Origin of the sequence: Serratia sp. PGPR-27 (assembly GCF_022678525.1) — a bacterium.
GTDB lineage: Bacteria > Pseudomonadota > Gammaproteobacteria > Enterobacterales > Enterobacteriaceae > Serratia > Serratia nematodiphila.
In genome coordinates, this window is record NZ_JALBYS010000017.1 from 1 (window position 1) to 25,886 (window position 25,886).

The 25,886-nt window shown below is 60.8% G+C and carries 22 protein-coding genes; 19 read left to right on the top strand and 3 right to left on the bottom strand.

Going from position 1 to position 25,886, the window contains the following annotated elements; all coding sequences use genetic code 11:
• Nucleotides 1-13 precede the first annotated feature (13 nt).
• From MMS95_RS11190 to MMS95_RS11205, 4 genes are all read left to right on the top strand, one after another.
• Entirely contained in the window at nucleotides 14-1,051 is a 1,038-nt protein-coding gene (locus MMS95_RS11190; protein ID WP_242141717.1) for a 2,5-dihydroxypyridine 5,6-dioxygenase, read from the top strand.
• A 66-nt stretch (nucleotides 1,052-1,117) separates the two neighbouring features.
• Nucleotides 1,118-1,591 (top strand): MarR family winged helix-turn-helix transcriptional regulator, encoded by a 474-nt coding sequence (locus MMS95_RS11195; RefSeq protein ID WP_004938613.1) that lies wholly within the window; start codon nucleotides 1,118-1,120, stop codon nucleotides 1,589-1,591.
• Between the two features lie 85 nt (nucleotides 1,592-1,676).
• Nucleotides 1,677-2,219 (top strand): (2Fe-2S)-binding protein, encoded by a 543-nt coding sequence (locus MMS95_RS11200; protein WP_049188147.1) that lies wholly within the window; start codon nucleotides 1,677-1,679, stop codon nucleotides 2,217-2,219.
• Nucleotides 2,212-5,784 (top strand): molybdopterin cofactor-binding domain-containing protein, encoded by a 3,573-nt coding sequence (locus tag MMS95_RS11205; RefSeq protein WP_088381550.1) that lies wholly within the window; start codon nucleotides 2,212-2,214, stop codon nucleotides 5,782-5,784. Before MMS95_RS11200 ends, MMS95_RS11205 begins: the two co-directional genes overlap by 8 nt.
• Nucleotides 5,785-5,790: 6 nt before the next feature.
• On the opposite strand, the gene MMS95_RS11210 is transcribed toward MMS95_RS11205, so the two are convergent.
• A complete protein-coding gene (locus tag MMS95_RS11210) occupies nucleotides 5,791-6,672 on the bottom strand; it encodes a LysR substrate-binding domain-containing protein (RefSeq protein ID WP_004940783.1) in 882 nt (293 codons plus the stop codon).
• A gap of 107 nt (nucleotides 6,673-6,779) precedes the next feature.
• Here MMS95_RS11210 and MMS95_RS11215 point away from each other — a divergent pair, with 107 nt between their 5' ends.
• The 9 genes from MMS95_RS11215 (at nucleotide 6,780) to MMS95_RS11255 (ending at nucleotide 18,008) form a co-directional block, all read left to right on the top strand.
• Nucleotides 6,780-7,523 (top strand): sulfite exporter TauE/SafE family protein, encoded by a 744-nt coding sequence (locus MMS95_RS11215; protein ID WP_015377799.1) that lies wholly within the window; start codon nucleotides 6,780-6,782, stop codon nucleotides 7,521-7,523.
• A gap of 314 nt (nucleotides 7,524-7,837) precedes the next feature.
• Nucleotides 7,838-8,116 (top strand): hypothetical protein, encoded by a 279-nt coding sequence (locus MMS95_RS11220; RefSeq protein WP_031299959.1) that lies wholly within the window; start codon nucleotides 7,838-7,840, stop codon nucleotides 8,114-8,116.
• 261 nt (nucleotides 8,117-8,377) lie between these two features.
• Complete coding sequence (locus MMS95_RS11225) at nucleotides 8,378-9,652, top strand: HlyD family secretion protein (RefSeq protein ID WP_076740245.1); 1,275 nt, start codon at nucleotides 8,378-8,380, stop codon at nucleotides 9,650-9,652.
• Nucleotides 9,645-11,744 carry a peptidase domain-containing ABC transporter gene (locus tag MMS95_RS11230; protein ID WP_242141678.1) on the top strand — a complete coding sequence of 700 codons (2,100 nt, stop codon included), beginning with the start codon at nucleotides 9,645-9,647 and terminating at the stop codon, nucleotides 11,742-11,744. The genes MMS95_RS11225 and MMS95_RS11230 overlap by 8 nt, the downstream gene beginning before the upstream one ends.
• 169 nt (nucleotides 11,745-11,913) lie before the next feature.
• Nucleotides 11,914-12,969, top strand: a complete 1,056-nt coding sequence (locus MMS95_RS11235) for a P1 family peptidase (protein ID WP_242141679.1) — start codon at nucleotides 11,914-11,916, stop codon at nucleotides 12,967-12,969.
• A 16-nt stretch (nucleotides 12,970-12,985) separates the two neighbouring features.
• Nucleotides 12,986-13,810 carry a M55 family metallopeptidase gene (locus MMS95_RS11240; RefSeq protein WP_015377804.1) on the top strand — a complete coding sequence of 275 codons (825 nt, stop codon included), beginning with the start codon at nucleotides 12,986-12,988 and terminating at the stop codon, nucleotides 13,808-13,810.
• 201 nt (nucleotides 13,811-14,011) lie between these two features.
• On the top strand, nucleotides 14,012-16,234 hold the full coding sequence (locus MMS95_RS11245) for a molybdopterin cofactor-binding domain-containing protein (protein WP_242141680.1): 2,223 nt from the start codon (nucleotides 14,012-14,014) through the stop codon (nucleotides 16,232-16,234).
• The gene (locus tag MMS95_RS11250; protein WP_004940763.1) at nucleotides 16,234-16,692 is read left to right on the top strand and encodes a (2Fe-2S)-binding protein; all 459 of its coding nucleotides are present in this window, start codon (nucleotides 16,234-16,236) and stop codon (nucleotides 16,690-16,692) included. The genes MMS95_RS11245 and MMS95_RS11250 overlap by 1 nt, the downstream gene beginning before the upstream one ends.
• A gap of 11 nt (nucleotides 16,693-16,703) precedes the next feature.
• A complete protein-coding gene (locus MMS95_RS11255; protein ID WP_242141681.1) occupies nucleotides 16,704-18,008 on the top strand; it encodes a c-type cytochrome in 1,305 nt (434 codons plus the stop codon).
• A gap of 98 nt (nucleotides 18,009-18,106) precedes the next feature.
• Here the strand turns inward: MMS95_RS11255 and MMS95_RS11260 are convergent, their stop codons facing one another.
• The gene (locus MMS95_RS11260) at nucleotides 18,107-18,997 is read right to left on the bottom strand and encodes a LysR family transcriptional regulator (protein WP_242141682.1); all 891 of its coding nucleotides are present in this window, start codon (nucleotides 18,995-18,997) and stop codon (nucleotides 18,107-18,109) included.
• A 110-nt stretch (nucleotides 18,998-19,107) separates the two neighbouring features.
• On the opposite strand from MMS95_RS11260, the gene MMS95_RS11265 reads away from it, so the two are divergent.
• The 6 genes from MMS95_RS11265 (at nucleotide 19,108) to MMS95_RS11290 (ending at nucleotide 24,906) form a co-directional block, all read left to right on the top strand.
• The gene (locus MMS95_RS11265; protein WP_242141683.1) at nucleotides 19,108-19,851 is read left to right on the top strand and encodes an SDR family oxidoreductase; all 744 of its coding nucleotides are present in this window, start codon (nucleotides 19,108-19,110) and stop codon (nucleotides 19,849-19,851) included.
• A 164-nt stretch (nucleotides 19,852-20,015) separates the two neighbouring features.
• Nucleotides 20,016-20,861, top strand: a complete 846-nt coding sequence (locus tag MMS95_RS11270; protein WP_242141684.1) for an MBL fold metallo-hydrolase — start codon at nucleotides 20,016-20,018, stop codon at nucleotides 20,859-20,861.
• A 167-nt stretch (nucleotides 20,862-21,028) separates the two neighbouring features.
• Nucleotides 21,029-21,844 (top strand): AraC family transcriptional regulator, encoded by an 816-nt coding sequence (locus MMS95_RS11275; protein WP_242141685.1) that lies wholly within the window; start codon nucleotides 21,029-21,031, stop codon nucleotides 21,842-21,844.
• Nucleotides 21,845-21,911: 67 nt separating this feature from the next.
• Complete coding sequence (locus tag MMS95_RS11280; RefSeq protein WP_242141686.1) at nucleotides 21,912-22,544, top strand: LysE family translocator; 633 nt, start codon at nucleotides 21,912-21,914, stop codon at nucleotides 22,542-22,544.
• Between the two features lie 126 nt (nucleotides 22,545-22,670).
• Nucleotides 22,671-23,420 (top strand): glucose 1-dehydrogenase, encoded by a 750-nt coding sequence (locus tag MMS95_RS11285; protein WP_242141687.1) that lies wholly within the window; start codon nucleotides 22,671-22,673, stop codon nucleotides 23,418-23,420.
• 22 nt (nucleotides 23,421-23,442) lie between these two features.
• Nucleotides 23,443-24,906, top strand: coding sequence for an aldehyde dehydrogenase family protein (locus MMS95_RS11290; protein ID WP_242141688.1), 1,464 nt, complete (start codon nucleotides 23,443-23,445; stop codon nucleotides 24,904-24,906).
• Nucleotides 24,907-24,945: 39 nt separating this feature from the next.
• On the opposite strand, the gene MMS95_RS11295 is transcribed toward MMS95_RS11290, so the two are convergent.
• Nucleotides 24,946-25,860 (bottom strand): AraC family transcriptional regulator, encoded by a 915-nt coding sequence (locus MMS95_RS11295; RefSeq protein ID WP_242141689.1) that lies wholly within the window; start codon nucleotides 25,858-25,860, stop codon nucleotides 24,946-24,948.
• Nucleotides 25,861-25,886 lie beyond the last annotated feature (26 nt).

The following is a 25,886-nucleotide window of genomic DNA, read 5'->3' on the forward strand; positions in this document are numbered from 1 at the left end:
CAATGAAACCCAGTTGGTACAGCTGTTCGAGCAGGTGCTTACGCTGTCGAAGGTCGATGCTTCGCAGAGCGTGGCGATTTTGAAAAGCCATTATTCCGATGCGCGCACGGTGCGCGCCGCGACCGACGCGGCGCTGCGGCTGGGCGCCAGGGTGTATGCCGTCGAACTGCCGGCGTTCAACCATCCGCGGGCGATGGGCAACGACATGACCGCCTATTGCGGCGATACCGCGCTGACCGGCAACCTGGCGGCGCAGCGTGCGCTGGAGGCCGCCGACCTGATCGTCGATACCATGATGCTGCTGCATTCGCCGGAGCAGGAACAGATCCTGAAAACCGGCACCCGCATCCTGCTGGCGGTGGAGCCGCCGGAGGTGCTGGCGCGCATGTTGCCCAACGCGGAGGACAAGGCGCGGGTGCTGGCCGCCGCCGCCGTGCTGGAGCAGGCGAAGCTGATGCAGGTGACCTCCGCCGCCGGCAGCGATTTCCGCGCGCCGCTCGGGCAATATCCGACGGTGACCGAGTACGGCTATGCCGATGAGCCGGGGCGCTGGGATCACTGGCCGAGCGGTTTCCTGTTCACCTGGCCGAATGAGGAGCAGGCGGAGGGCGTGTTGGTGCTGGAGGTTGGCGATATCTTGCTGCCGTTCAAAAGCTATGCGCGCGAACGCATCACGCTGGAGATCGAACAAGGGTTCGTCACCCGCATTCACGGCGGTTTTGAGGCGGAATACCTGCGCGAATACATGAAATACTTCGACGATCCGGAAGTGTACGGCATCTCGCACATCGGCTGGGGCCTGCAGCCTCGCGCCCAGTGGACGGCGATGGGCCTGCACGACAAGAACGACGGCATGTGCATGGACGCGCGCGCGTTCTACGGCAACTTCCTGTTTTCCACCGGGCCGAATACCGAAGTGGGCGGCACGCGCAAAACGCCTTGCCATATGGACATCGCGCTGCGCCGCTGCGACATTCGTCTCGATGGGCAAACGGTGGTGGCGGACGGGGAAGTGGTGGCGCCGGAGGCGTCGCGCGTGCGCCGGGCGTAATCGTTGCTGCCAACGGCGGGGGTTTGTACTATTCTCGTGGATTCCATAGATGGTGAGAGTAACGCAATGACGCCCCCCGAATACCCGTCAGCCGTGAGCGGCCAACCCGAAAATTATCATTTTACCGAGCAAGTCGGGCACCTGCTGCGCAAGGTTTATCAGCGCCACGTGGCGATTTTCCAACAAAACGTCGGCGATTCGCAGCTGACGGCGGTGCAGTTCATCACCCTGTGCGCGGTGCGCGATATGGGGCCGAGCTCGCTGACCGAGCTGGTGCAGGTGACGGCGGTGGATCAAGCCACCATCCGCGGCATCGTCGAGCGGCTGAAGGCGCGCGATCTGATCACGGTGACGCCGGATCCGGTGGATCGGCGCAAGGTGGTGGTCGGCCTGACCGACGCCGGCGGCGCGCTGCTGGCGGAAACGGTGCCGCAGGCGGCCAAAATCACAGAATTGACGTTCGGCACGCTGAACCCGGCCGAACGGATAGCGCTGATATTCCTGCTGAATAAAATGCTGGAAGACCCTGCCACCGGCTGATTCGCCCGCGCAACGTCGGTTGCCTGGTGGTCGGTGGCGAGAGGCCAGCCCATAAGACCATCAAGTGCAGGCGGAGACGCAAACAATGGCGATATCTGAAGTGCAATCGCCCAGGGAAGGCGCGAAAACCACGCTGACGGAGCATCCGCTGATGCTGTCGGTGAACGGCGAACAGCTTCATGCGCAGGTGATGGCGGATACGCCGCTCTTGCTGGTACTGCGCAACGATCTGGCGCTCAACGGCCCAAAATACGGCTGCGGCCTGGGCGAATGCGGCGCGTGCACCGTGCTGATCGACGGCGTGGCGGCGCGCTCCTGCGTGATCCCGGCCCTCGGCGTGTCCGGCCGGGCGATCGTGACCCTGGAAGGTCTCGGCACTCGCCAGCGCCCGCATCCGGTGCAGCGCGCCTTTATCGAAGAGCAGGCGGCGCAATGCGGCTACTGTCTCAATGGCATGATCATGACCACCAAAGCCCTGTTGGATCGCAATCCCACCCCGAGTGAGGTGGAGATCCGTCAGGCGCTGTCCGGCAATCTGTGCCGCTGCGGCACCCATCTTGAAATCTTGCGTGCGGTTCAGCGCGCCATCATTCTCTGCCGCGATGAGGACGCCCACGATCATGACTGATTCCCGTACCCCATCGCCGAGCCAGGCCGAATTGCTGCAGCGCGACGGCGTTCTGTTGATCGTCGACAGCGTGCAACCGCCGCCGGGGCTGGTGCCCAAGGGGCAAACGCCGGTGCTGAAGCCCAAGGAGCAAGGGCTGTTTATCGCCCTGTGCGGCAGCGGTGAAATCTATGCCTTTAACGGCCATGTCGATCTCGGCACCGGCGTGCGCACCGCGCTCGGCCAGATCGTCGCCGAAGAGTTGTACCTGCGCATGGATCAGGTGCAAATGGTGTTGGGTGATACCGAGCGCGCGCCGAATCAGGGCGCCACCATCGCCAGCGCCACGCTGCAGATCTCCGCCGTGCCGCTGCGCAACGCCGCCGCCGAAGCGCGCCGTTGGCTGTTGCGCCAGGCGGCGCAGCGCTTCGATGCGCCGGTGGAACGGCTGACGCTGGAGGAGGGCGTGATCCGCAGCCCGCAGGGGCAAGCGCTCAGCTACGCCGAATTGGTGGCCGGTGGTCATGTCGAACTGTCTATTTCCGGCGACGCGCCGCTGAAACCGCAGGCGGAGTATCGCCTGGTGGGCACCAGCGCCGCGCGCGTCGATATTCCGGCCAAGGCGACCGGCGAAACCACTTACGTACACGATATGCGGTTGCCGAATATGCTGCACGGCCGGGTAGTGCGGCCGCCCTATGCCGGGTACGACAGCGGCGAATTTGTCGGCACCAGCCTGCTGGCGGTGGACGAAACCTCGATCGCGCATATTCCCGGCATCGTCAAACTGGTGGTGATCGGCGATTTCATCGGCATTGTCGCCGAGCGCGAAGAGCAGGCGATCAAGGCGGCGCAGGCGCTGCAGGTCAGTTGGAAAGACTGGCGGCGCAATTTGCCGCAGATGACCGACGTGGCGCAGGCGCTGCGCGACAACCCGCATTCGACCCGAGTGGTGCACGATACCGGCGACGTGGACGCGGCGCTGGCGGCGGCCGACAGGCGTTTCACCCGCAGCTACCTGTGGCCGTATCAGCTTCATGCCTCGATTGGCCCTTCCTGCGCGCTGGCGGACTACCGGCCGGAGCGTCTGCAGGTCTGGTCAGGCAGCCAGAACCCGCACCTGCTGCGCGCCGATCTGGCCTGGCTGCTGGAGTACCCGGAAGCGCAGATCGAGATCGTTCGCATGGAGGCGGCCGGCTGCTATGGCCGCAATTGCGCCGATGACGTCTGCGCCGACGCGGCGCTGCTGTCGCGCGCGGTGGGCAGGCCGGTGCGGGTGCAACTGACCCGCGAACAAGAACATGTGTGGGAACCGAAGGGCACGGCGCAACTGATGGAGGTGGACGGCGGGCTGGACGCCGCCGGGCACCCGGTCGCCTACGATTTTCGCACCTATTATCCTTCCAACGGCGCGCCGACGCTGGCGCTGCTGCTGACCGGCCGGGTCGAGCCGCTGCCGGTGGCCTATGAAATGGGCGATCGCACTTCGGTGCCGCCTTATGAGTATCCGGCGCTGCGCGTCAGCATCGAGGACATGGCGCCGATCGTGCGTGCCTCCTGGATGCGCGGCGTTTCCGCCTTGCCCAACACCTTCGCCCACGAGTCTTATATCGATGAGCTGGCCCACGCCGCCGGCGTCGATCCGCTGGAGTATCGGCTGCGCTACATCAATGATGAACGCGCCAGTGAACTGATGCGCAGCACCGCAGAACGCGCCGGCTGGACGCCGCATACCGAACCGATGCAGACCCCGGCGGAAGACGGCGTGCTGCGCGGGCGCGGCTTTGCCTATGCCCGTTACATCCACAGCAAGTTTCCCGGCTTTGGCGCGGCCTGGGCCGCCTGGGTGGCCGACGTGGCGATCGACAAAGCCAGCGGTGAAGTGGCGGTGACGCGCATCGTGGTCGGCCACGACGCGGGCATGATGGTTAACCCGGACGGCGTGCGCCACCAAATTCACGGCAATGTATTGCAATCGACCAGCCGGGTATTGAAAGAGCGCGTGACCTTTGAGGAATCGACGGTCTCCGCCAAAGAATGGGGGGCCTACCCGATCCTGACCTTCCCGGAGGTGCCGGAGGTGGACGTGGTGATGATGCCGCGCCCTTACGATCCGCCGCTGGGCGCCGGGGAGTCGGCGTCGGTGCCCAGCGCGGCGGCCATCGCCAACGCGGTGTTCGACGCCACCGGCATTCGTTTTCGCGAGCTGCCGATCACCTCGGACAAGCTGCGTGAGGCGCTGAACGGGCCGGATGCCGAACGGCAGGCCGCGCCGCCCAAGAAAAAGAAGCGTGGCAAATGGTGGTTCGGCGGCGCGGCGGGGCTGTTCGGCGCCGTGCTGGGCATCGCCGGCAGCGCCTTGCCGTGGCGGGCGGAGATCGCGCCGGTGGCGACGCCCGGCGCCGGCACCTGGTCGGCCGCCACGCTGGAGCGCGGCCGTCAGCTGGCCGCCGCCGGAGACTGCGCGGTTTGCCATACCGCATCGGAAGGGGCGACCAACGCCGGCGGGCTGGCGATGGCGACGCCGTTCGGCACGCTCTACAGCACCAATATTACCCCGGACGTGGCAACCGGCATCGGCAACTGGTCGTTTACCGCGTTCGATCGGGCGATGCGCCAGGGTATCGCCCGCGACGGCCGCCACCTCTATCCGGCATTTCCTTACACCGCCTTCAGCAAAATGACCGACGGCGACATGCAGGCGCTGTACGCTTATCTGATGTCGCAACCGGCGGTGCGCCAGAGCAACCCGGCCAATCAGATGCGTTTCCCGTTTAACCTGCGGCCGCTGATGGCCGGCTGGAACGCGCTGTTCCTGCGCCAGGGGGAATATCAACCCGATCCGCAACAAAGCGCGCAATGGAACCGCGGCGCTTATCTGGTCAACGGGCTTGGCCATTGCGCCGCCTGCCATTCGCCGCGCAACCTGCTGGGGGCGGAAAAGGGCGGTGCGGCTTTCCTGGCGGGGGGGATGGTGGACGGGTGGGAAGCGCCGGCGCTGAATCAATTGGCCAACGCGGAAAAACCCTGGACCGAGGAACAGCTGTTTCAGTATTTCCGCAGCGGGCATTCCGCCGAGCACGGCGTGGCGGCCGGGCCGATGGGGCCGGTGGTGAGCGAGCTGGCGACGTTGCCGCAGAGCGATCTGCGGGCGATGGCCAATTATGTGATGTCGCTGAGCGCCAAGTCGACGCTGAACGTGGAGCCGCAGGCGCAGTTGGCGGCTCGCGCATTGCCGGCGGTGGGGCAACTTGCCGGTGAGCGGTTGTTTCAGGGCGCTTGCCAGGCCTGCCACAGCGCCGCCGCCGGCGGGCCGCAGCTGTTCGGCGTCAGCCCGGATCTGGCCAACAACACCAACATCTTCAGCGATCGCCCCGATAACCTGATCAAGGTGATCCTGCAAGGGATCCCCAAACCGGCCACCGCCGAATTGGGCTTTATGCCGGGCTTTAAGGACAGTTTTTCCGATCGGCAGGTAACGGCGCTGGTGAATTATTTACGCCAACGCTATGCCGGCGACAAACCGGCCTGGCGCGACGTGGAGGCGCAGGTGGCGCGGCTGCGCGCAGAGCCGGGCACGCACTGAGCCGCCTCAGGCATGGCGCAGGAACGCCACCAGCCGCTGCGCCGGCAGCGGCAACTGCGCAGGGTCACGCACCGCGATCGACAGGCGCCGGGTCGCCCAATCGTCCGTCAGCGGCAGTGCGCTGTGCCGAATTTCCGGCTGGCGTTGTGCGCTCTCTTCCGGCACCACCGCCAGCCCGGCGCCGCGCAGCACCATGCGGCAGATGGCGTCGAAATGAGCGGCACGCGCCCGCAGCCGCATCGGGCCGCCGCTGCGTATCGCCAATTGCTCAAGATGCTGTTGCAGCGCGCTCTCTTCCGGCAGGCCGATGAAATCAAAAGGCAGGGCGTCCGCAAAGCTGACCTGCCGGCGGCCGCTGAGCGCATGCCCCGGCGGCAGCGCCAGCACCAGACGATCCTGGCGAAAAGGGTAACTTGTCAGCCCGCGCAGATCGGCGTGATCCGCGACGATGCCGATATCCGCCGCCCGTTCGGCGATTGCCTGCGCGATGGCCGGGCTGGGCAGCTCTTCCAGCGCGATATCGGTGTGCGGGTGCAGCATCAGAAAATCCGCCAACAGCTCCGGCAAAAAGGCGTCGGCGGCGACGGTATTGGCGACGATGCGCAGCTGGCTGCGCTGGCCCGGCGCGAACTCGGCCATATCACCGCGCAGCCGGTCGCGCTGCTGCAATAGCACTCGCGCGTGATGCAACAGGCGCTCACCGGCGGGCGTCGCCTGGACGCCGCGCGGATTGCGCGTCAGCAGCGCTACGCCGGCCTGTTGCTCCAGCCCGCGCATGCGGGCGCTGGCGGCGGCCAGCGACAGCCCGACGCGCTCGGCGCCGGCGGTGATGCTGCCGGTCTCGAGCACTGCCGCCAACAGCCGCAGATCGATAAAGTCAAAATGCATGCGTTTTCCCTCTGTCTTTGCCGCAGGCAGGCTCTGTCATTGCCGCATTGTGCCGCGGCGCGGCGCTGGCCACAATCGAGCCGTTGATTCGCCATAAGGATAGACGCATGTCGCTGACGTTACTCGAAATTGTCGCCCTGACGGGCATTTTTACACTGGCCGGCACGGTCAAAGGGGCGATCGGTCTGGGGTTGCCGACGGTGTCGATGGGGTTGCTCAGCCTGATGATGCCGCCGGGGCAGGCCGCCGCGCTGCTGCTGTTGCCCTCGCTGATCACCAACCTGTGGCAACTGCTGTGCGGGCCGACGCTGTGGGCGCTGTGGCGGCGGCTCTGGCCGATGATGCTGTGCGTCACGCTGGGCACATTGTTGAGCGCGGGGGCGCTCACTGCCGGCGACGGCCGCCTGGCGCCGCTGGCGCTGGGCATGTGTCTGATCGGCTATGCGCTGCTGGGATTCACCCGTTTTGATTGGCGCATTTCCGCCGTGGCAGAGCCTTGGCTGGGGCCGCTGTGCGGCCTGGTGACCGGTACGCTGACCGGCGCCACCGGGGTATTCGTCATTCCGGCGGTGCCTTACCTGAATGCGTTGGGCCTGGCGCGCGATGAGCTGGTGCAGGCGCTGGGGCTGTCGTTCACCGTCTCGACGCTGGCGCTGGCCGCAGGGTTGGCCTGGCATCAGGCGCTGCCCGGCACGCTGCTCGGCGTTTCCTTGCTGTCGCTGTTGCCGGCGTTGGCCGGCATGTGGCTGGGCGGGATCGTGCGCCGTCATTGTCGCCCGCAGCTGTTTCGCCGCCTTTTCTTTATTGGGTTATTAATCTTGGGCGTTGAGATTATTTGGCGATTCAATTAATTGAATCGATAGCATCTGCGTGTAATCAGGTTCGGTATATTATTCTGGGTTTTATTTTAATATGATGGCTTGCAATGTTTAGAACACACTTTTCTTATTGGTTTTTTCATGAAATACAGGATGGTTATGGATTGTTATTAGTGTGTTTTACTTTTTCAACTATAACCCTTTTAAAATGGGATAACCCCAGTGAATGTATAGGGGAACCTTGATGAAGGAAATTTTAAGCAGCCAATTCGATGCGGTGTCAGGTGGATGGCAGGATCGAGATGGGAGTGGAAAAAGAGCGTCTGATAACGGAGATGGGGTATATGATGAATAGATATGTTGTTTTTATAAAGAGTGATGAATCAAAAGTGCTAAGAAAGGAAGTGGTTACACGAGAAATAATTAAAGACATGAAGCAGAAGGGGTTCAGAAAGCATCATATCGAAGTAGAGGCTGATAACGAAAGCGATGCCATTAAAAAATTAAATAAGAACAGCAATGATTATTTGGATTCATTGAGAAATTTTTCAGGTGATTTATTGTTCTGTTCTATTTTTGTTATTGTTATGACGATAGTCTATTTTACCACGATGAAAATGAGTTAGAAGTAGATACTGTAGGATTTAAAAAATAAAAAGGCTTGTCGAACTGGATCTCTCTGATTTTTCTCTGGATATGATACTGCCATTGGGTGAAATATACGTTCATAAAAATTTATTGGCGCTAGGATCACTCAGAAGATTTAAAGGTGTTTATTCTAATGGTTTCATATCCTCTCACCAAAATTAACTGACCTTCTGCTTATTTTATTGTCAATACAGTAGCCTGTGAATTTGAATGTTAGCTATCACTAAGGGACGCTGCTCATGTTTCGCCAGGAAGCGATCGAGAATCAGAAAATGAAATGGCGTGGCAGGGCGCTCCTGCTACCCGGTATTCCCGTTTGGGGCACGACAGGGCTCTGCCTGTTTTTCTTCATCGCCTTTCTCACCTTCGCGATCGCCGGCACCTATACCCGGCGGGTCAACGTGACCGGTGAGATCAGCACCTATCCCCGCGCCGCGAACGTTTACTCCACGGTTCAAGGGGTAGTGGTCAAACAATTTGTCACCGAAGGGCAGGTGATTGCCGCCGGTGCCCCCATTTACCAGATTGACGTCAGTAAAAGCACCCGTAGCGGTGTGCTCAGCGACAACCAACGCCGGGATATCGATGGCCAGCTGGCGCGCATTGCGCAAATCATTAACCGACTGGAAAGCAGCAAGCAGGCCACGCTTATCATGCTGGAACAACAGAAGGCGCAATACACCGCGGCATTCACCCGCTCCACCGATATCCTCAAACGCGCCCAGGAAGGGATACGCATCATGAAGGAAAACATGGAGAACTACCGGCACTATCAGACCCAGGGGCTGATCAATAAGGATCAGCTCACCAATCAGGTGGCGCTGTATTACCAGCAGCAGAACAACCTGCTGGGCCTGTCCGGCCAGAACGAACAGAATGCGTTGCAGATCACCGCGCTGGAAAGCCAGATCCATATCCAGGCTGCCGAATTCGACAACCAGATCTACCAGATGGAGCTGCAGCGCTACGAGCTGCAAAAGGAGCGGCAAAACATCGATGCCACTGGCGATATTATCGTTCGCGCGCTGGCCGGCGGCCGCATCGATTCGCTGAGCGTCACGGTTGGCCAGATGGTGAACGTCGGCGACAGTCTGCTGCAGGTACTCCCCCACGACATCGATCGCTATGCTCTGGTGCTGTGGGTACCTAACGACGCCATCCCTTACATTGCTGCCGGTGATCGGGTCAATGTGCGCTATGACGCCTTTCCGGCGGAGAAGTTCGGCCAGTTCGCCGGCACAGTGTCCGTCATCTCCAAAGCCCCGGCCTCACCGCAGGAAATGCTGACCTACCAGGGGGCGCCCAAAGCGGCGCTGACCGCCGCCGTGCCTTACTACAAAGTGATCGTTATCCCGGAAAAACAATCCATTGCTTACGATGGTAAACGTCTGAGCCTGGAAAACGGCATGAAAGCGCAAAGCACCCTGTTTCTGGAAAAAAGGAAGATTTATCAATGGATGCTGTCGCCGTTCTACGACATGAAACACAGCGCGACGGGGCCGGTCAATGAGTAGGACCACATTCAAACAACGGGTCAGCCAGCTGGATCTGCGGCTGCGCCACCGGGTTCCGATGGTACACCAGACCGAGTCGTCAGAATGCGGGCTGGCCTGTCTGGCGATGATTTGCGGCTACTACGGCAAAAACATCGACCTGATTGCGCTGCGCCGGCAGTTCAATCTGTCATCCCGCGGTGCCACATTGGTTGGACTGACCGGTATCGCCGAACAGCTGGGGTTGAGCACTCGCCCCTTGTCACTGGAGCTGGACGAACTTGGCGCGCTAAAACTGCCCTGCATTCTGCACTGGGAATTCAACCATTTTGTGGTGCTGGTCAGCGTCAAAGGCCGCCGCGCAGTGCTGCACGATCCGGCGCGCGGGCGGCGGGCGGTCAGCCTGGCGGAGCTGTCGCACAGTTTCACCGGCGTAGCGCTTGAGGCCTGGCCCGGCAGCACCTTTACCGCCGACAGCGTTCGCCACCGCATTCACCTGCGCACGCTGATTGGCAGCGTACACGGGCTCAAGGGGGCGCTCGGCAAAATCTTTTGCCTGTCTCTGGTATTCGAAACCATCAACCTGGTGATGCCCATCGGCACGCAGCTGGTGATGGATCACGCCATTCCTGCCGGAGATCGCGGGTTACTGTCGCTCATCTGCGCCGGATTGATGCTGTTTATCTTGTTGCGGGCTGCCATCGGCATGGTGCGGGCATGGTCCGGACTGGTTATGTCGACGCTTATCAACGTGCAGTGGCAGTCCGGGTTGTTCACCCATCTGCTGCGCCTGCCACTCGGTTACTTTGAACGGCGTAAGCTGGGTGACATTCAATCACGCTTCGGTTCACTGGATACGCTGCGCAGCACTTTCACCACCAGTATCGTCGGCGCCATCATGGACGGCATCATGGTGATCGGTGTGTTGGTGATGATGGTGCTGTATGGCGGCTGGCTGACCTGGGTAGTGCTCAGTTTCACTGCGCTTTATGTGTTGATGCGGCTGCTGACCTATGGATATTACCGTCAGCTGTCCGAGGAGGCGCTGGTGAGAGAGGCGCGGGCCGGCTCGTATTTTATGGAAACGCTGTACGGTATCGCTACCGTCAAGATGCAGGGTATGGCAGAACGCCGCATCGCTCACTGGCTAAACCTTGAAATTGACACTATCAACACGGGTATCCGCGTCACCAGGATGGACATGCTGTTTGGCGGGATCAACACCTTCATAGCGGCGTGCGACCAGATCGTCATTCTGTGGTTGGGAACCAGCCTGGTGATCGATAACCAGATGACCCTCGGCATGTTCGTGGCGTTCGGCGCCTTTCGGGGGCAGTTCTCCGACCGTATCGGGTCGCTGACGGAGTTTTTGCTGCAACTGCGCATGATGAGCCTGCATAACGAGCGCATTGCCGATATCGCTCTGCATCCGCGGGAGGCGCGTAAACCCGATCACCCTTACACGGCGGGCCTGCAACCTTTGGGATTGACGACCCATGCCCTGAGCTATCGTTACGACAGCCAGTCACCGGCTATCTTTGATGGCCTGGACATCAGCGTTGCGCCGGGCGAAAGCGTGGCCATTGTGGGCCCGTCCGGCGCCGGCAAAACCACGTTGATGAAGGTGTTGTGCGGACTGTTGACCCCGGATTCAGGGCGGGTTGAGGTGAACGGTGTCGATATCCGCCAGCTCGGCATCAACAACTACCACAAAATGATTGCCTGCGTGATGCAGGACGACAAACTGTTCTCCGGCTCGATCCGGGAAAATATTTGCGGGTTTGCGGACGAGGTGGACGATGCCTGGATGCAAACCTGTGCCCGTGCCAGCTATCTGCATGACGTGATTTTACGCATGCCTATGGGATATGAAACACTGATTGGCGAGTTGGGGGAAGGATTGTCCGGCGGGCAAAAACAACGGCTATTCATAGCCCGGGCAATCTACAAAAAACCGGCTATTTTGTTTCTGGATGAGGCCACCAGCGCGCTGGATAAGGAGAGCGAAACTGTGGTGAATCAGGCCATCAAGAGACTCAATATCACTAAGCTGATCATTGCCCACCGTGAAACGACCATTGCGTCGGCAGATCGGGTTATACATTTGGGATAAGGGGGGTATCACCCGCGGCACCGGCCATTTTCACTGTTCTCCCCTAAAAACCCAATAAATGGCGATGGGGCAAGGCTATTTTTGCTGCTCGCTTCGGCTTTCAATTTACGGCGCGGCGCATTGCGCGATATTCTGGTTTTCTGATGGGCTGACGGCGGATGAGGGAACCATGACAGACAGCCAGGCGTTTGAACAACAAAGCCTCGACAATCTGCTGAGCTATTGGCGGCGCCATCGCCGCCTGCCGGGCGCGCGCTATCCGGCCGGCCCGACCGACACCCTGTGTGACGTGCCGGGCGTCAGCGTCGGGCATCACACGCTGGCCGACGGCGAATGCCAGACCGGCGTTACCGCCATCGTGCCGCCGGGCGATCTGTTTAACCAGCCGCTGCCGTGTGGTAGCTCGGTGCTCAACGGCTTCGCCAAGCCGCTGGGGCTGGTGCAGCTGAACGAGCTGGGGGTGCTGCAAACGCCTATTCTGCTGAGCAACACCTTCGCCGTCGGCACGCTGTTCAACGCCATGGTGCGGCGCAGCTGTCTGCGTTACCCGCAGATCGGCCGCGGCAGCGCCACCATTAACCCGCTGGTGCTGGAGTGCAACGACGGCTACCTCAACGATATTCAGGCGATGGCGGTGCGTGAGGAGCACGTCTTCAGCGCGCTGGATAACCATTCCACCCGCTTTGCGCGCGGCAGCGTTGGCGCCGGGCGCGGCATGAGCAGCTTCGGCTTGAAAGGGGGCATCGGCACCGCCTCGCGCTATTGCCCAGGGCTCGGCACCACGCTCGGCGTGCTGGTGTTGGCCAACTTCGGCACCCTCGACTCGCTGACGCTGAGCGGCGTGCGCGTTGTCCAGGCGCTGGGCAAGCTGTTGGCGGATCCGCCGCCGCAGGTGGACGCCGGTTCGGTCATTATCATCATCGCCTGCGATCGGGCGCTGGACAGCCGCCAGCTGAACCGCATCGCCCGCCGCGCGGGCGCCGGTTTGGGGCGGGTGGGCAGCCATTGGGGGCACGGCTCCGGCGATATCGCGCTGGCGTTTTCCACCCGGTTGCTGGGGGCGACGTTGCCGGACGAGCGGCTGGAGCCGCTGTTTGCGGCCGCCGCGGACGCCACCGAATACGCGGTGTTGGATGCCTTGCTGAGCGCGGAAGGCGTCAGCGGTTTCCAGCAGCACGATCGTATGGCGTTGGGCCCGCTGCTCGATCGGCTGGCGGCAAATTAAATAACGGGAGTGTGATGTGAAAGTCTTTATCTCTGCGGATATTGAGGGTATTGCCGGCGTGATGCGGCCGGAGCAGTGCAACCCGGCTCATGCTGACTATGCAGCGGCGCGCGAGCTGATGGAGCAGGAGGTCAACGCCGCCATCGACGGCGCTTTTGCCGGCGGCGCCACCGAGGTGACGGTGGCCGACAGCCACGCCATGATGCAGAACCTGCGCGCCGATCGCATCGATGCGCGGGCGCGCCTGGTGCAGGGCAAACCGCGCGGGCTATCGATGGTGGAAGGGCTGCAGCATCAACGTTACGACGGCCTGATGTGTATCGGTTATCACAGCGCCGCCGGCGAACGCGGCGTGCTGGCGCATACCATCAATGGCCGGGCCTTTTACCGCGTCAGCCTGAACGGCGAGGTGGTAGGCGAAAGCGATCTGTATGCGGCGGCGGCGGCCGAGTTGAACGTCCCGCTGTGGCTGGTGAGCGGTGACGACGAGCTGCAACGCTGGATCGCTGAACGTTATCCGCAATCTGGCTATGTTTGCGTGAAACGCGCCATCTCGCAAACCGCCGCCGAATCGCTCAGCCCTCAGCGGGCGCGGGCGGAGATCCGCGAGCGGGCGATGCAGCAGGTGCGCCAGGGCGCCAGACTGCCGGTGGAGCGCCGCTTCATGCCACCTTACCGGTTGACGCTGATGGCGGCCAAACCGGTGCTGGCGGATCTGTTCAGCCTGGTGCCCGGCGTGCAGCGCCAGGACGCGCTCACCGTGGCCTTCGACAGCGACAACATGGCGGCGCAAATCCGCCTGCTCAGCGTCTTCTCCTCTCTGGCGACGACGCAGAGCTGACTCCCGGTGCGGGTTCCCGCCCGCACCGCACGATTCTCCAACAGAAAATCCCTTATCAAGATTAGGCCTGCTGAATAATAGGCTACGCTAATTATTGCTCTGTTGCGCTATGTCACCTGACCGGCGCGGCAAGCCATTCCCATAACAAGAGTTGTTTCGCCGAAGGCAGTGACGCCTTCGGTTTTTTTGGAGTCATGAGCAATGAGCATATCCCAAGTTCCGCTTTCGCGGCGGCGGTTTATCGTCGGCGCCGGGGCGTTGGTGATCGGCGCCTATCTGCCGTCCACCGGCGCGCTGGCGCGCTCGAACGCCCCGGCCGCCTCCGGCACGGCGGCGTTAGACGCCAACGCCTTCGTTCAGATCGGCGCCGACGGCGTCGTCACCGTCATCAGTAAACACACCGAAGTGGGCCAGGGGGTCTATACCGGCATGGCGACGCTGGTCGCCGAAGAGCTTGATGCCGACTGGGCGCAGGTGCGGGTCGTGGCCGCGCCGGTGGATACCGCCGTCTACAAAAACCTGGCCTTCGGATTCCAGGGCACCGGCGGTTCCAGCTCGGTGGCCAATGCCTATGAGCAAATGCGGCGCATGGGCGCCATGGCGCGCGCGCTGCTGGTGCAGGCCGCCGCGCAGAGCTGGAAAACCTCGGCGCAGGAAATCACCGTGCAGGCGGGCAAGATCCGCCATGCCGCCAGCGGGCGAGAAGCGGGCTTTGGCGAGTTCGCCGCGCTGGCCGCCACGTTGCCGCCGCCCGATCCCGCCAGCCTGACGCTGAAGGACCCGGCCAATTTCATCCTGATCGGCAAAACGCGCGGTTTGCACCGCGTCGATTCGCTGGCGAAAACCAACGGCAGCGCGCAGTTCTCGCAGGATATCCACGAGCCGGACATGCTGACCGTCACCATCAAGAAACCGCCGCGTTTCGGCGGCAAAGTGGCGACCTTCGACGCCGAGCGGGCGCTGGCGGTGCCGGGCGTGGTGGCGGTGAAACAGGTTGCCACCGGCGTAGCGGTTTACGCCAAAAACACCTGGGCGGCGATCCAGGGGCGGGAACGGCTGAGGGTCACCTGGGACGATGCGCAGGCCGAACGGCGCAACACCGAGGAGATCTACGCCGAGTTCCGCCAGGTGGCGCAGAAAACCGGCGTGGTGGCGAAGAGCCACGGCAAGCCGGACGAGGTGTTCGATAAGGCCGACAAGGTGATCGAGGCTGAATACACCTTCCCGTACGTCGCCCACGCGCCGATGGAGCCGCTGGACGGCTATCTGTTCTGGGACGGCGAGAGCGTTAAGGCGCGCTACGGCTGCCAAATCCAGACGCTTGACCATAAGCAGCTGTGCGATCTGTTCGAGCTGCCGCCGGAGAAGGTGCAGATTGAAACCATTCTGGCGGGCGGCAGCTTCGGCCGGCGCATCGATTTAGGCAACCCGACGCTGGGGCCGGATCTGGCGGCCGACATGGCGGCGGCGGCCAAGGGCATCGGCCCCGGTCACGGCGTGAAGGTGGTATGGACGCGCGAGGACGACATCCGCAACGGCTGGTATCGCCCGATGATCCTGCACCGCCTGCGCGGCGCCATTCGCGGCGGCAAGGTGGTGGGCTGGACCGATACCGTGGTCGGCCACTCCTGGACGCGCCACAGCGCGATGGATGCGCTGGTGGTCAACGGGCTCGATCAAATGATGGTCGAGGGCGCCAGCGAGGTGTCATACACCTTCGAAGCCTTCCGCTGCGATGCGCACATCGTGCCCGGCAAGGTGCCGACCACCTCGCTGCGGTCGGTCGCCAGCACCCACACCGGCCACGCGGTGGAGAGCTTTATCGATCAGCTGTTGCAGGAAACCGGGCAGGATCCGGTCGAAGGGCGGCTGGCGCTGATGGGCGATGCGCCGCGCGCGGCGGGCGTGCTGCGGGCGGTGGCTAAAGCCGCCGACTGGCAGGGCGCCAAGGTGGTGGACGGGCGCGCGCGCGGCGTGGGCGTCGCCAAGGCGTTCGATACCTATGTGGCGCAGGTGGCCGAGGTGTCGATCGGCGAAGGCGGCATCCCGAAAGTGCATAAAGTGTGGTGTGCGGTGGATTGCGGCGTGGCGGTGAACCCCGACGTGATCCGCGCGCAGATCGAGGGCGGCATTGGTTACGGCCTCAGCATGGCGCTATACGGCAATATCACGCTGAAAGACGGCGTGGTCGAACAGTCCAATTTCAATAACTTCCGCCCGCTGCGTATCGATGAGATGCCGGAGATCGAGGTGATCATCGTGCCCTCGACCGAGAAACCGACCGGCGTGGGCGAGCTGGGGGTGCCGACCATCGCCCCGGCGGTCGGCAATGCGCTGGCGCTGCTCGGGCGGCCGCGCACCTCGCTGAGCCTGCCGCTGCATAATCCCACTGCGAATCCGGCGTCTGACAAGGAGAGAACCTGATGATTCATTTAACCGTAAACGATCAGCCGCTGACCTTTGAGGGCGATCCGCACATGCCGCTGCTGTGGTTTTTGCGTGACGAAGCCGGCCTGACCGGCACCAAGTTCGGCTGCGGCATCGCCATGTGCGGCGCCTGTACCGTGCATCTGGACGGCGTGCCGGTGCGTTCGTGCATGACGCCGGTCTCCGCCGCCGTCGGCAAGAAAATCACCACCATCGAAGCCGTGGGCGCCACGCCGGAAGGCAAGGCGGTGCAGGAAGCCTGGCTTGATCTGGACGTGGTGCAGTGCGGTTACTGCCAGTCCGGCCAGATCATGAGCGCCAGCGCGCTGTTGGCGCAAAGCAAGGATCCGAGCGATGCGGACATTGACGCGGCGATGGGCGGCAACGTCTGCCGCTGCGCCACCTATGTGCGCATTCGCGCCGCCATCCACCAGGCCGCCAAGGCGTTGGGTTAGGGAGAGATGCGATGAGCAATGCCTTGAAAGGGCTGTTATGGCTGATTATCGCCGTGGTGGTGTTGGCGGGAGGGTACGCGCTGTATACCCTGCTGCGGCCCACCGGCGCGGAACCCGCGGCGCCGATCGCCGGGGCGCCGGCCGGTATCACCGACAAACTGGCGCGCGGCGAGTACCTGGCGCGCGCCGCCGACTGCGTGGCGTGCCACACCGCGCCGGGCGGCGCGCCTTATGCGGGTGGCTTCGCCTTCAAATTGCCGTTCGGCACCATTTACGGCACCAATATTACCGCCGACAAGGAGACCGGCATCGGCAACTGGAGCGACGATCAGTTTGTGCGTGCGGTGCGTGAGGGCATCGGCCCGCAGGGCAACCTGTATCCGGCGATGCCTTATACCTCGTACACCGGGCTGAGCCGCGACGACGTGCTGGCGATCAAGGATTATCTGTTCAGCCTGCCGCCGGTGAAACAGGCCAACCCGCAAAACGAGCTGTCGTTCCCGTTCAACCAGCGCTGGGGTATGAAATTCTGGAACCTGGCGTTCTTCCAGGAGCAGCGCTTCGCGCCGGATCTCAACAAGGATGAACAGTGGAATCGCGGCGCCTATCTGGCGACGGCGCTGGGCCACTGCGGCGAGTGCCACACGCCGCGCAATCTGGGGTTTGGTCTTAACCAGAGCAAGCACCTGAGCGGTGAAGTGGTGCAGGGCTGGTTCGCTGCCAACATCACGCCGGACAAACAGACCGGCATCGGCGGTTGGAGCGACCAGCAGCTGTCGCAATATCTGGCTACCGGCCATGCGCCGGGGCGCAGCAGCGCCGCCGGCCCGATGGCGGAGGCGGTGGAAAACAGCCTGCAGTTCCTGACGCCGGAAGATAATCTGGCGCTGGTGAAATACCTGCGCGACATCGAGCCTATCGCCGGCGACGGCGCGGCGGCGGTGAACCTGCAGCCGAAGGGCGCGGGGGCTTCCACGCCGATCCTGCCGGGCGGGCAAGACAGTTCGCTTGGGCGCCGGGTGTTCGCCAACGACTGCAGCGGTTGCCACCAGTGGAACGGGCCGGGCCGCCAGAGCGAGTACGCATCGCTGGTCGGCAGCACGGCGGTGAACGATCCGCAGGGGCGCAGCGTGGTGCAGGCCATCCTGAAGGGGACGAGCATCAGCGTCGGCGAGCGGCATGAGATGATGCCGGCGTTCGGCAGCGCCTATTCCGACGAGGAAGTGGCGGCGGTCGCCAACTTTGTGGTCGGCCATTTCGGCGACAAGCAGGGCAAAGTCACCGCCAAACAGGTGGCGGAGCAGCGCAAGCAGTAACGCATCGCTGCGGCGCGTATGTTGAGGGCGGCGATATCGGTGATATCGCCGCTTTTTTATGGCCGTTGCGCCGGCGGCAGTGCGGTGAAAAAGTAGGACTAGCCCTGGCTTAATTGATTGAAAAGATAGTCAAAGACTAAACGCACGCGCGTAGGGCAGGCGTGTTGATGCGTATGATAGAGATTGACCGGCCAGGGCGGCGGAGCGTCATCCTGCAGAATAGAGATCAACTCGCCTGAGGCGAGGTGTTTTTCAACCAAATATCCGGCCAGTTGGCCGAAACCTAAACCGGCGAGCACCGCCTTACGCTCTATATCGGGCGTGTCGGTGACGAAGACGGCGGATTTGGGGTAGAAATAGCGTTTCTGGCTGAACTCCCAGGGCCAGTAGCGCCCGGTTTTGCGATTAACCAGAGCGACAATCGGCTGGTGCGCGAGTTGATCAACCTGCTCCGGCGGCGACGTGCGTTCGAGCAACGTCGGTGAAGCAACCAGATGGAAAGGCATGGTTCGGGGCTGGCGGACGATACAGGTTTGGTCATGCAGAAAGCCGATGCGAATGCCGATATCAATTCTTTCATCGACCAGATCGCTGTGGATGTTCGACAGGTGGAATTCGAGCGTAATCGCAGGATATAAACGCGCGAACTCCGCCAGTATCGGCATGACGACCTCGCTGCCATAGGTGTGCGGCGCCGTGATGCGCACCACGCCGGTGAGATCTTCCGCCTCTTTCCCTTTCGCCTGAAACAGCTTGTTAAACTGATCTATCGCCGCTTTGGCTTGTTCAGCAAAGCCAAGGCCGAAATCTGTGATTTTTACGTTTCTGGTGTTGCGGTGGAACAGCTGTTCACCGAGCAACGACTCTAATTCTTTGATAGCTCGGGTGACTTTCTGCGGGGAAATGCCGAGCCTGGTCGCTGCGCGTTTAAAGTTCATCTCCTCAGCGGCGCAGCAGAAAATGCGCAAGGCTTCTTGTCTGTTTTGCACTCTCGCCTCTTTGTTCCAAAAAATGGAATTCTAAAAGCATAACACTTCCATTTACTGATGGTAAACGGCGGATAAAGTATTCGTACTGACCAACAGAAGAGGAACGAGAGATGAACCGTATTTCAGGCAAAGTGGTGGTGATTACCGGCGCCAGCAGCGGGCTGGGCGAAGCGACCGCAAAACATTTGGCGGCGCGGGGGGCGACGGTGGTGGTGGCGGCCCGCAGGAAAGATCGTCTTGATGCGCTGGTTCGGCAAATCGTTGGCGACGGCGGCACCGCGTTGGCGCTGCCGGTGGATGTAACTAAGCGTCAGGAGGTCGAAGCGATGATCGCCCAGGCCGTCAGGCAGTTTGGCAAAATTGATGTCTTGGTCAACAACGCGGGGCTGATGGCGATCGCACCGCTGAGCGCCGTAAAGGTCGATGAATGGGAACGGATGATCGATATCAATGTGAAAGGCGTGCTGTATGGCATCGCGGCCACCTTGCCGCTGTTCGAAAAGCAGCAATTCGGTCATTACATCACCCTCTCCTCCATTGCCGGCAAGAAGGTGTTCAGCCCCGGCGGCACGGTCTATAGCGGCACGAAATTCGCGGTCAGCGCGATCGCCGAAGGTTTGCGTCACGAAGTCGGCGGGAAGATCAGAACCACGACGATCGCCCCCGGCCTGATCGACACCGAACTGAAACAGGGCAGTTCGCACGCGGAAAGTTTGCAGGCCGTTGGCGAACTCTACCAGAGCCAGGCGATTTCCGCCGATGCCATCGCGCGCGCCATCGCCTATGCGATCGAGCAGCCTTCGGACGTGGATGTGAGTGAGATTGTCATCAGGCCGACCGTGCAGGAATTTTAAATCGCCAGAGGCACCTCCTGGGCTTTTAGCCGTATTTTCTTATCGTTACGAGGTTTTCTATGCGTCGCAATCTGCTTATTGGCGCCTTTTTCGCCGCTTTTTCTGCCGCTGCAATGGCTGCTGCGCCTTTTTCTAAAACAGACAATCCCGGGTTCTACCGGATCATGCTGGGCAATGTGGAAGTGACGGCCCTGTCTGACGGCATCAGCCCGATGCCCGCCGATAAAATCTTGATCAACACCCGGCCGCAACAGCTTGAAGCGGCGATGGAGGCCAACAACCTGTCGCTGCCGTTGCCGACCTCGGTGAACGCCTACCTGATCAACACCGGAAGCAAGCTGGTTTTGGTCGATGCAGGCACCGGCGCGCTGCATGGCGAAGCGCTGGGCAAAATGATGAAAAACCTGAACGCTTCCGGCTATCAGGCGGAGCAGGTGGATGAGATTTATTTAACGCACCTGCATCCCGACCATGTGGGCGGGTTGATGGCGGACAAGCGTCTCGCCTTCCCGAACGCCACCGTCTGGGTGGAAAAAGACGAAGTCGCTTTTTGGCTGAGCGAAGAGAAAAAACGGCAGGCGGAAGATAAAGATAAACGTTTCTTCGATGCCGCCATCGCCTCATTGCAGCCTTACGTCACGGCGGGGAAACTCAAAACGTTTGAATACAATCAGGCGCTTACCCCGGGGATTTCGGCTATCGATACGCGTGGGCACACGCCAGGGCACAGCGTGTTCACCGTCGAAAGCAAAGGGAAAAAGATGGTGATTTTGGGGGATATGATCCACGTCGCCTCGGTGCAGTTTCCCGATCCGAATGTCGCCATCGCCTATGACATCGACGTCCCTGCCGCCGTTGCGCAGCGCAAGCGGCTGTTCGATGACCTCGCGCAGCAAAGGGCGCTGGTCGCAGGGGCGCATTTGTCCTTCCCGGGCCTTGGCTACATCAATAAACAGGGGAAAGGTTACGACTGGCAGCCGTTGAACTATGGCGCGATGAATCCACATTAATCGACATGAGAGCAAGGCAAGAAGGCAGACGAACAATGTGAAGGGGCCAGGCGGCCCCTTTTTTCCGACGTTCAGAAAGCCGCTTCCGTGCAGAGCGCAGGGCTTTCACGCCGTACGTTGTGTGTTATTTTGACCGCTGTGGATAACCGGGAATCGGGTAAAAGAGGATGGGCAATTCGGCATTCATGCATCGTTTTGACGCATTGGGCGGGCTTGAACTGCTCGTCGCGGACTTTTCAGACCATCGGTTTGACGTGCATTGGCATGATACCTGGTCGATTGGCGTTGTCCTGCGCGGCGCCAATAACAACAGCGCCAAAGGCGATGCCGACGGTATCGTCAGCCGTGGGCAAGTCAGCCTCATCGCGCCGGGGCAGATGCATGCCGGGACGGTGCTGGGTGATGATGGATGCCATTATTTCATGTTTTATCCCAGCCACGAGATGCTGCTGGACGCGGCGGAAAACATGGAGATGCCTCTGCCAACGGCGGTGAAGGGGAAGCATATCGACTATGCGCCTTTCGCCAACCGATTGTGTGAGGCCGCCGCGGTGCTGACCGCAGCGCAATCCAGCCATTTTGACCGCGAGGTGGCATGGAGCCACTGCGTGGCGGATTTGCTTCAGGTGTGTTCACCGCGGCGCGCGCCATTGGCAGGCGCCGGCCTCACGCCGGGTTTGCGCAGAGCGAAAGAGTATCTGCACGATAACCCGGCGCGGGAAGTGCGTCTGGAGACGCTGGCGCAGGCCGTCGGCATGTCTAAGTTCCACCTTTGCCGTCAGTTTTCGGCGCAATTCGGTTTATCGCCGAACCGTTATCAGCGGCAGCTTAGGTTGCAGCAGGCCAAGAGCTTGCTATCCCGAGGCGGCGACATCGCGGAAATCGCCAGCGCCTGCGGATTTGCCGATCAATCGCACATGGGAAGGGTGTTTAAGTCGACTTACGGCGTCACACCGCGCAGCTATCGCGACCGGTGCAGTTGAGCAATATCGTTCTATCTCGCCGACGCAAAGGGACTGACAATGCGCCTATTTACGACGCGAGAAAATCATGGTCATCGAATTATCCACGCTGGGTTTATTTGCTCTTTCAGCCGCCGCGTTAACGCTTATCCCTGGCGCCGACATGCTTTGCGCGCTGTCTAATGCCATAAGCCAGGGAACGAAAGCGGGGCTGGTCACCGTATTGGGCGCGGTCACCGGGGTGACGTGCCACATCGGCCTTGCCATTGCCGGCGTTACGGCGCTAATTGCCTCTTCGCCCGTGTTGTACGAGTGCTTTGTCGTTGGCGGCGCGCTTTATATCCTGTGGGTTGGCTTTGGCATTTTTAACAGCAAAAACGCTGTCAGCCTGCAAAGCAACCGTGAACGAAAAAGTCTTAATAAACTTTATTCGCAGGGGCTATTGACCAATTTGCTGAATCCTAAAGCCATCATCTTTACTCTGGCGTTTATCCCGCAGTTTATTCGAGTGGAAGCCGGCATGCCGGGCATGCAGATGCTGATATTAGGCATTGAACTCATTGTTATTATGTTTCTTATTGAGATACCTCTGGTTTTTCTGGCGGGTAAAATTGCACTGAGCATTCAACTGCGTCCGACTGTCGGCATCTATGTGAATAAATTTTTTGGCGGCGTCATTCTGTTATTGGCCATTGCCATTCTGGCCGCGCATTTATTCTAAAAATTCAAATTCGCTTTTGACAAAGTTGTTCGTTCGATAAGGTTTTATGTTCGCCCCGCTATGCTGCACGGCGAGCCATTACCGTAATCTTCTCCCGAGTTTCACTGACACTGAGGAGAATGACTAATGAAACGCTTTGAAAATAAAGTTGCACTGGTGACGGGCAGTTCAAAGGGAATTGGCGCAGCTATTGCTAAACGCCTGGCGGCGGAAGGCGCCGTGGTTTTCATTAACTATTCCCGCGGGCGTGAAGATGCCAACCGGTTGGTTAAAGAAATCAATGAGCAGGGCGGCGTCGCTTTTCCGCTGCAGGCCAATGTCGGCATTGAGGCCGAGGTCAACGGCCTGATTCAAAGCATTGTCGAGCAGTATGGTCGCCTGGACGTACTGGTCAATAACGCCGGGGTGTATGCCACCAATAGCCTGGAGGCATTCAGCGACGCGGAATATGAAAGACACTTCAATTTAAATGTCAAAGGGTTGATTTATTGCTGCAAGGCGGCGGTCGCCGCTATGCCTGAATCGGGCGGCAGCATTGTCAATATCAGCTCCAGCGTGACCTCGTTTACGCCGGCCAATTCGCTGGTTTATACCGCTTCCAAAGCCGCGGTTGACTCGATCACCAAGACGCTGGCCAACGAGCTTGGCGGGCGCAAGATCCGGGTCAATGCGGTCAATCCTGGCTTGGTCATCACGGAAGGCGTGCATGACAGCGGCTTTTTCGATACCGATTTTAAAACGCACATTGAATCCATCACCCCGCTGGGGCGCATCGGCACACCGGAGGATATCGCCCCGGCAGTGGCCTATCTCGCCTCGGACGAGGCGGGTTGGGTGACCGGCGAGAGCCTGATCGTCGGCGGCGGTTTGCATTAATTTAGCGAAGAATGGAACAGAAATGACATTAGATAAAGCCTACGGGCCACTGATTAACGGCGTATTCGAGCTGGATGGCACGGACATTCATCCCGTTATTTCCCCCTCGACCGGGGAGCGTCTGGCGGATTTGCACTACTGCAACGAACGGGACGTCGAGCGCGCCGTGTTGGCGGCGGAAGCGGCTTTCCCCGCCTGGAAGGCATTAGGGCAGCAGGCCCGCGCTCGCCTGGTGGCGCAGCTGGCGGATGTGCTGGAAAGCGATCTGGAAAGAATGGCGCAAATCGACGCGCGGGATGTGGGCCGCTGCATCAGCGAAGTGCGCCGCGATTATCAAACGGCGGTCAGACACTATCGCTATTTCGCCGCGGTTGTCATGGGGCACGAAGACAGCGGCAGAAGCATCGCGGACGGCTACAGCCTGGCGAAACGCGAGCCGCTCGGCGTCTGCGGGCAGATTATCCCCTGGAATGCGCCGGCGATCATGGCGGCGTTCAAGCTGGCGCCGGCGCTGGTGACCGGCAACACGGTGGTGCTGAAGGCCGATGAAAACGCCTCGCTCTCCACGCTGGAGCTGGGCAAGATGATCGCCAACATTTTCCCTGCCGGCGTCGTCAACATCATTACCGGGCTCGGGAGCGTGGCGGGGGCGGCGCTGACCGGCAACCGCAAGGTGCGCAAGCTTTCGTTCACCGGCAGCACGGAGGTGGGCAAGCAGGTGGCCAAAGCCGCCGCGGAGCGGCTGGTGCCCGTCACGCTGGAGCTGGGCGGGAAGAGCCCCAATATTGTGTTCCCGGACATCGAAGACCTGGACGCGGTGGTGGACAACGTGACCTTTGCCGCCATCCACAATAACGGTCAGTCCTGCCTGGCGGGCACCCGGCTGTTCGTGCACGCGGACATTTACGACCGTTTCAGCGCCAAACTGGTGACGGCTTTCGAACTGGTGCGCGTCGGTTCCCCGCTGGCCGAGCAATCCCGGGTCAGCTGCCTGGTTTCTGAGAAGCAGGGCGAGCGGGTGCTGGCTTATATTCGGACCGGCCTCGAGGAGGGCGCTACCCTGCTGACCGGCGGCAAACGCCGCGCCGTCGCCGGCTGCGAGCACGGCTACTTCATTGAGCCGACGATTTTTGCTGCGGAAAATGGCATGCGCATTTGTCAGGAAGAAATTTTCGGGCCGGTGCTGACGCTGATCAAATGGTCAGACTACGACGAGATGATCGCCCAGGCTAACGACAGCGAATATGGGCTGGCGTCGGGGATTTACACCCGCAGCCTGAAAAACGCCCTGGCGACCGCAGACCGGCTGGAGGCCGGGTCCGTGTGGATCAACCGCTATTCAAACATTACCGATGGCACCGCGTTCGGCGGTTACAAGAACAGCGGGATCGGCCGCGAGTTCTGCAAAGAAACGCTCAATGCCTACACGCAAATAAAAACCATCACGCTGCAGACGGATCTGCCCGCGGCCTGGTTTGCAGAATAAGGATAAGACCGGCACAGGGACGTGCCGCCGTCGGCCGCTTCAGGAATTATGGCTGCCGATATAACTCCTTGGCGACGCGCCCATGCTTTTCTTGAACGCGGTGCTGAAGGCGCTTTCCGATTCATATCCCAGGTCAAAGGCGATCTGGGATATTTTTTCTTTATTGGCGACCATTCGCTCAATGGCCAGGCTAAAACGCCAGATGCGAATGTATTCGTTGACGCTGTAGCCGGCCAGCTTTCTGAAGCGGGTGGTGAAGGCGGTGCGCGACATGCCGGCCACGCCGGCGAGCTCGTCCAGGCGCCATTTCCTGCCCGGTTGGTCGTGTATGCGGGTCAGCGCGAGGCCGATATGTTTGTCCGCCATCGCGTAAAACCAGCCCTCGCCGCGGCCGAGCGCGCCGGAAGAGAGCAGCATACGCAGCGCCTGCGTCAAAATGATCTGCAGCAGATGCTCGGTGATGAGTTCACTGCCCGGGCCGGGATTTTCTATCTCCGACGAGAGACGGCTCAGGAAATCCTTGATGCCGGCGTTCTCCTCCCGCTGCGTTTTGATCACGATGGGTTCGGGCAGGCTGGTGATAAAGCGGAAGGTATCGTTGATCTGAAATACGAAGCGGCAACCGACAAAGGAGAAATCGTTCCCGCCGTTGCTGAAGCAGGAAGAGCGGTCTTTCATCACGTGAATTTTTGTTATATCGATGGCCGGCGCGTTAGGGCTATCAAAAATGCTGAATTCGCGCCCGCTGGATAAGATCAGCACATCGCCTTGTTCAATCGGGTAACTGTTGGCGTCGCCCGCCAGTTTAATGAAAAAAGATCCGCGCTTGGCGATATAAATTTTCATCCCGGAATAGCCGGGAAACAGCGCTTTGGTATTGGCGCTCATGTCAAACGTCACAATTTTCTGGCTGCTGATTTTTAGCCTGGAAACAATATCGGATAACGGATCCATTATTACCTGCTTGTCTGATGCGTTTA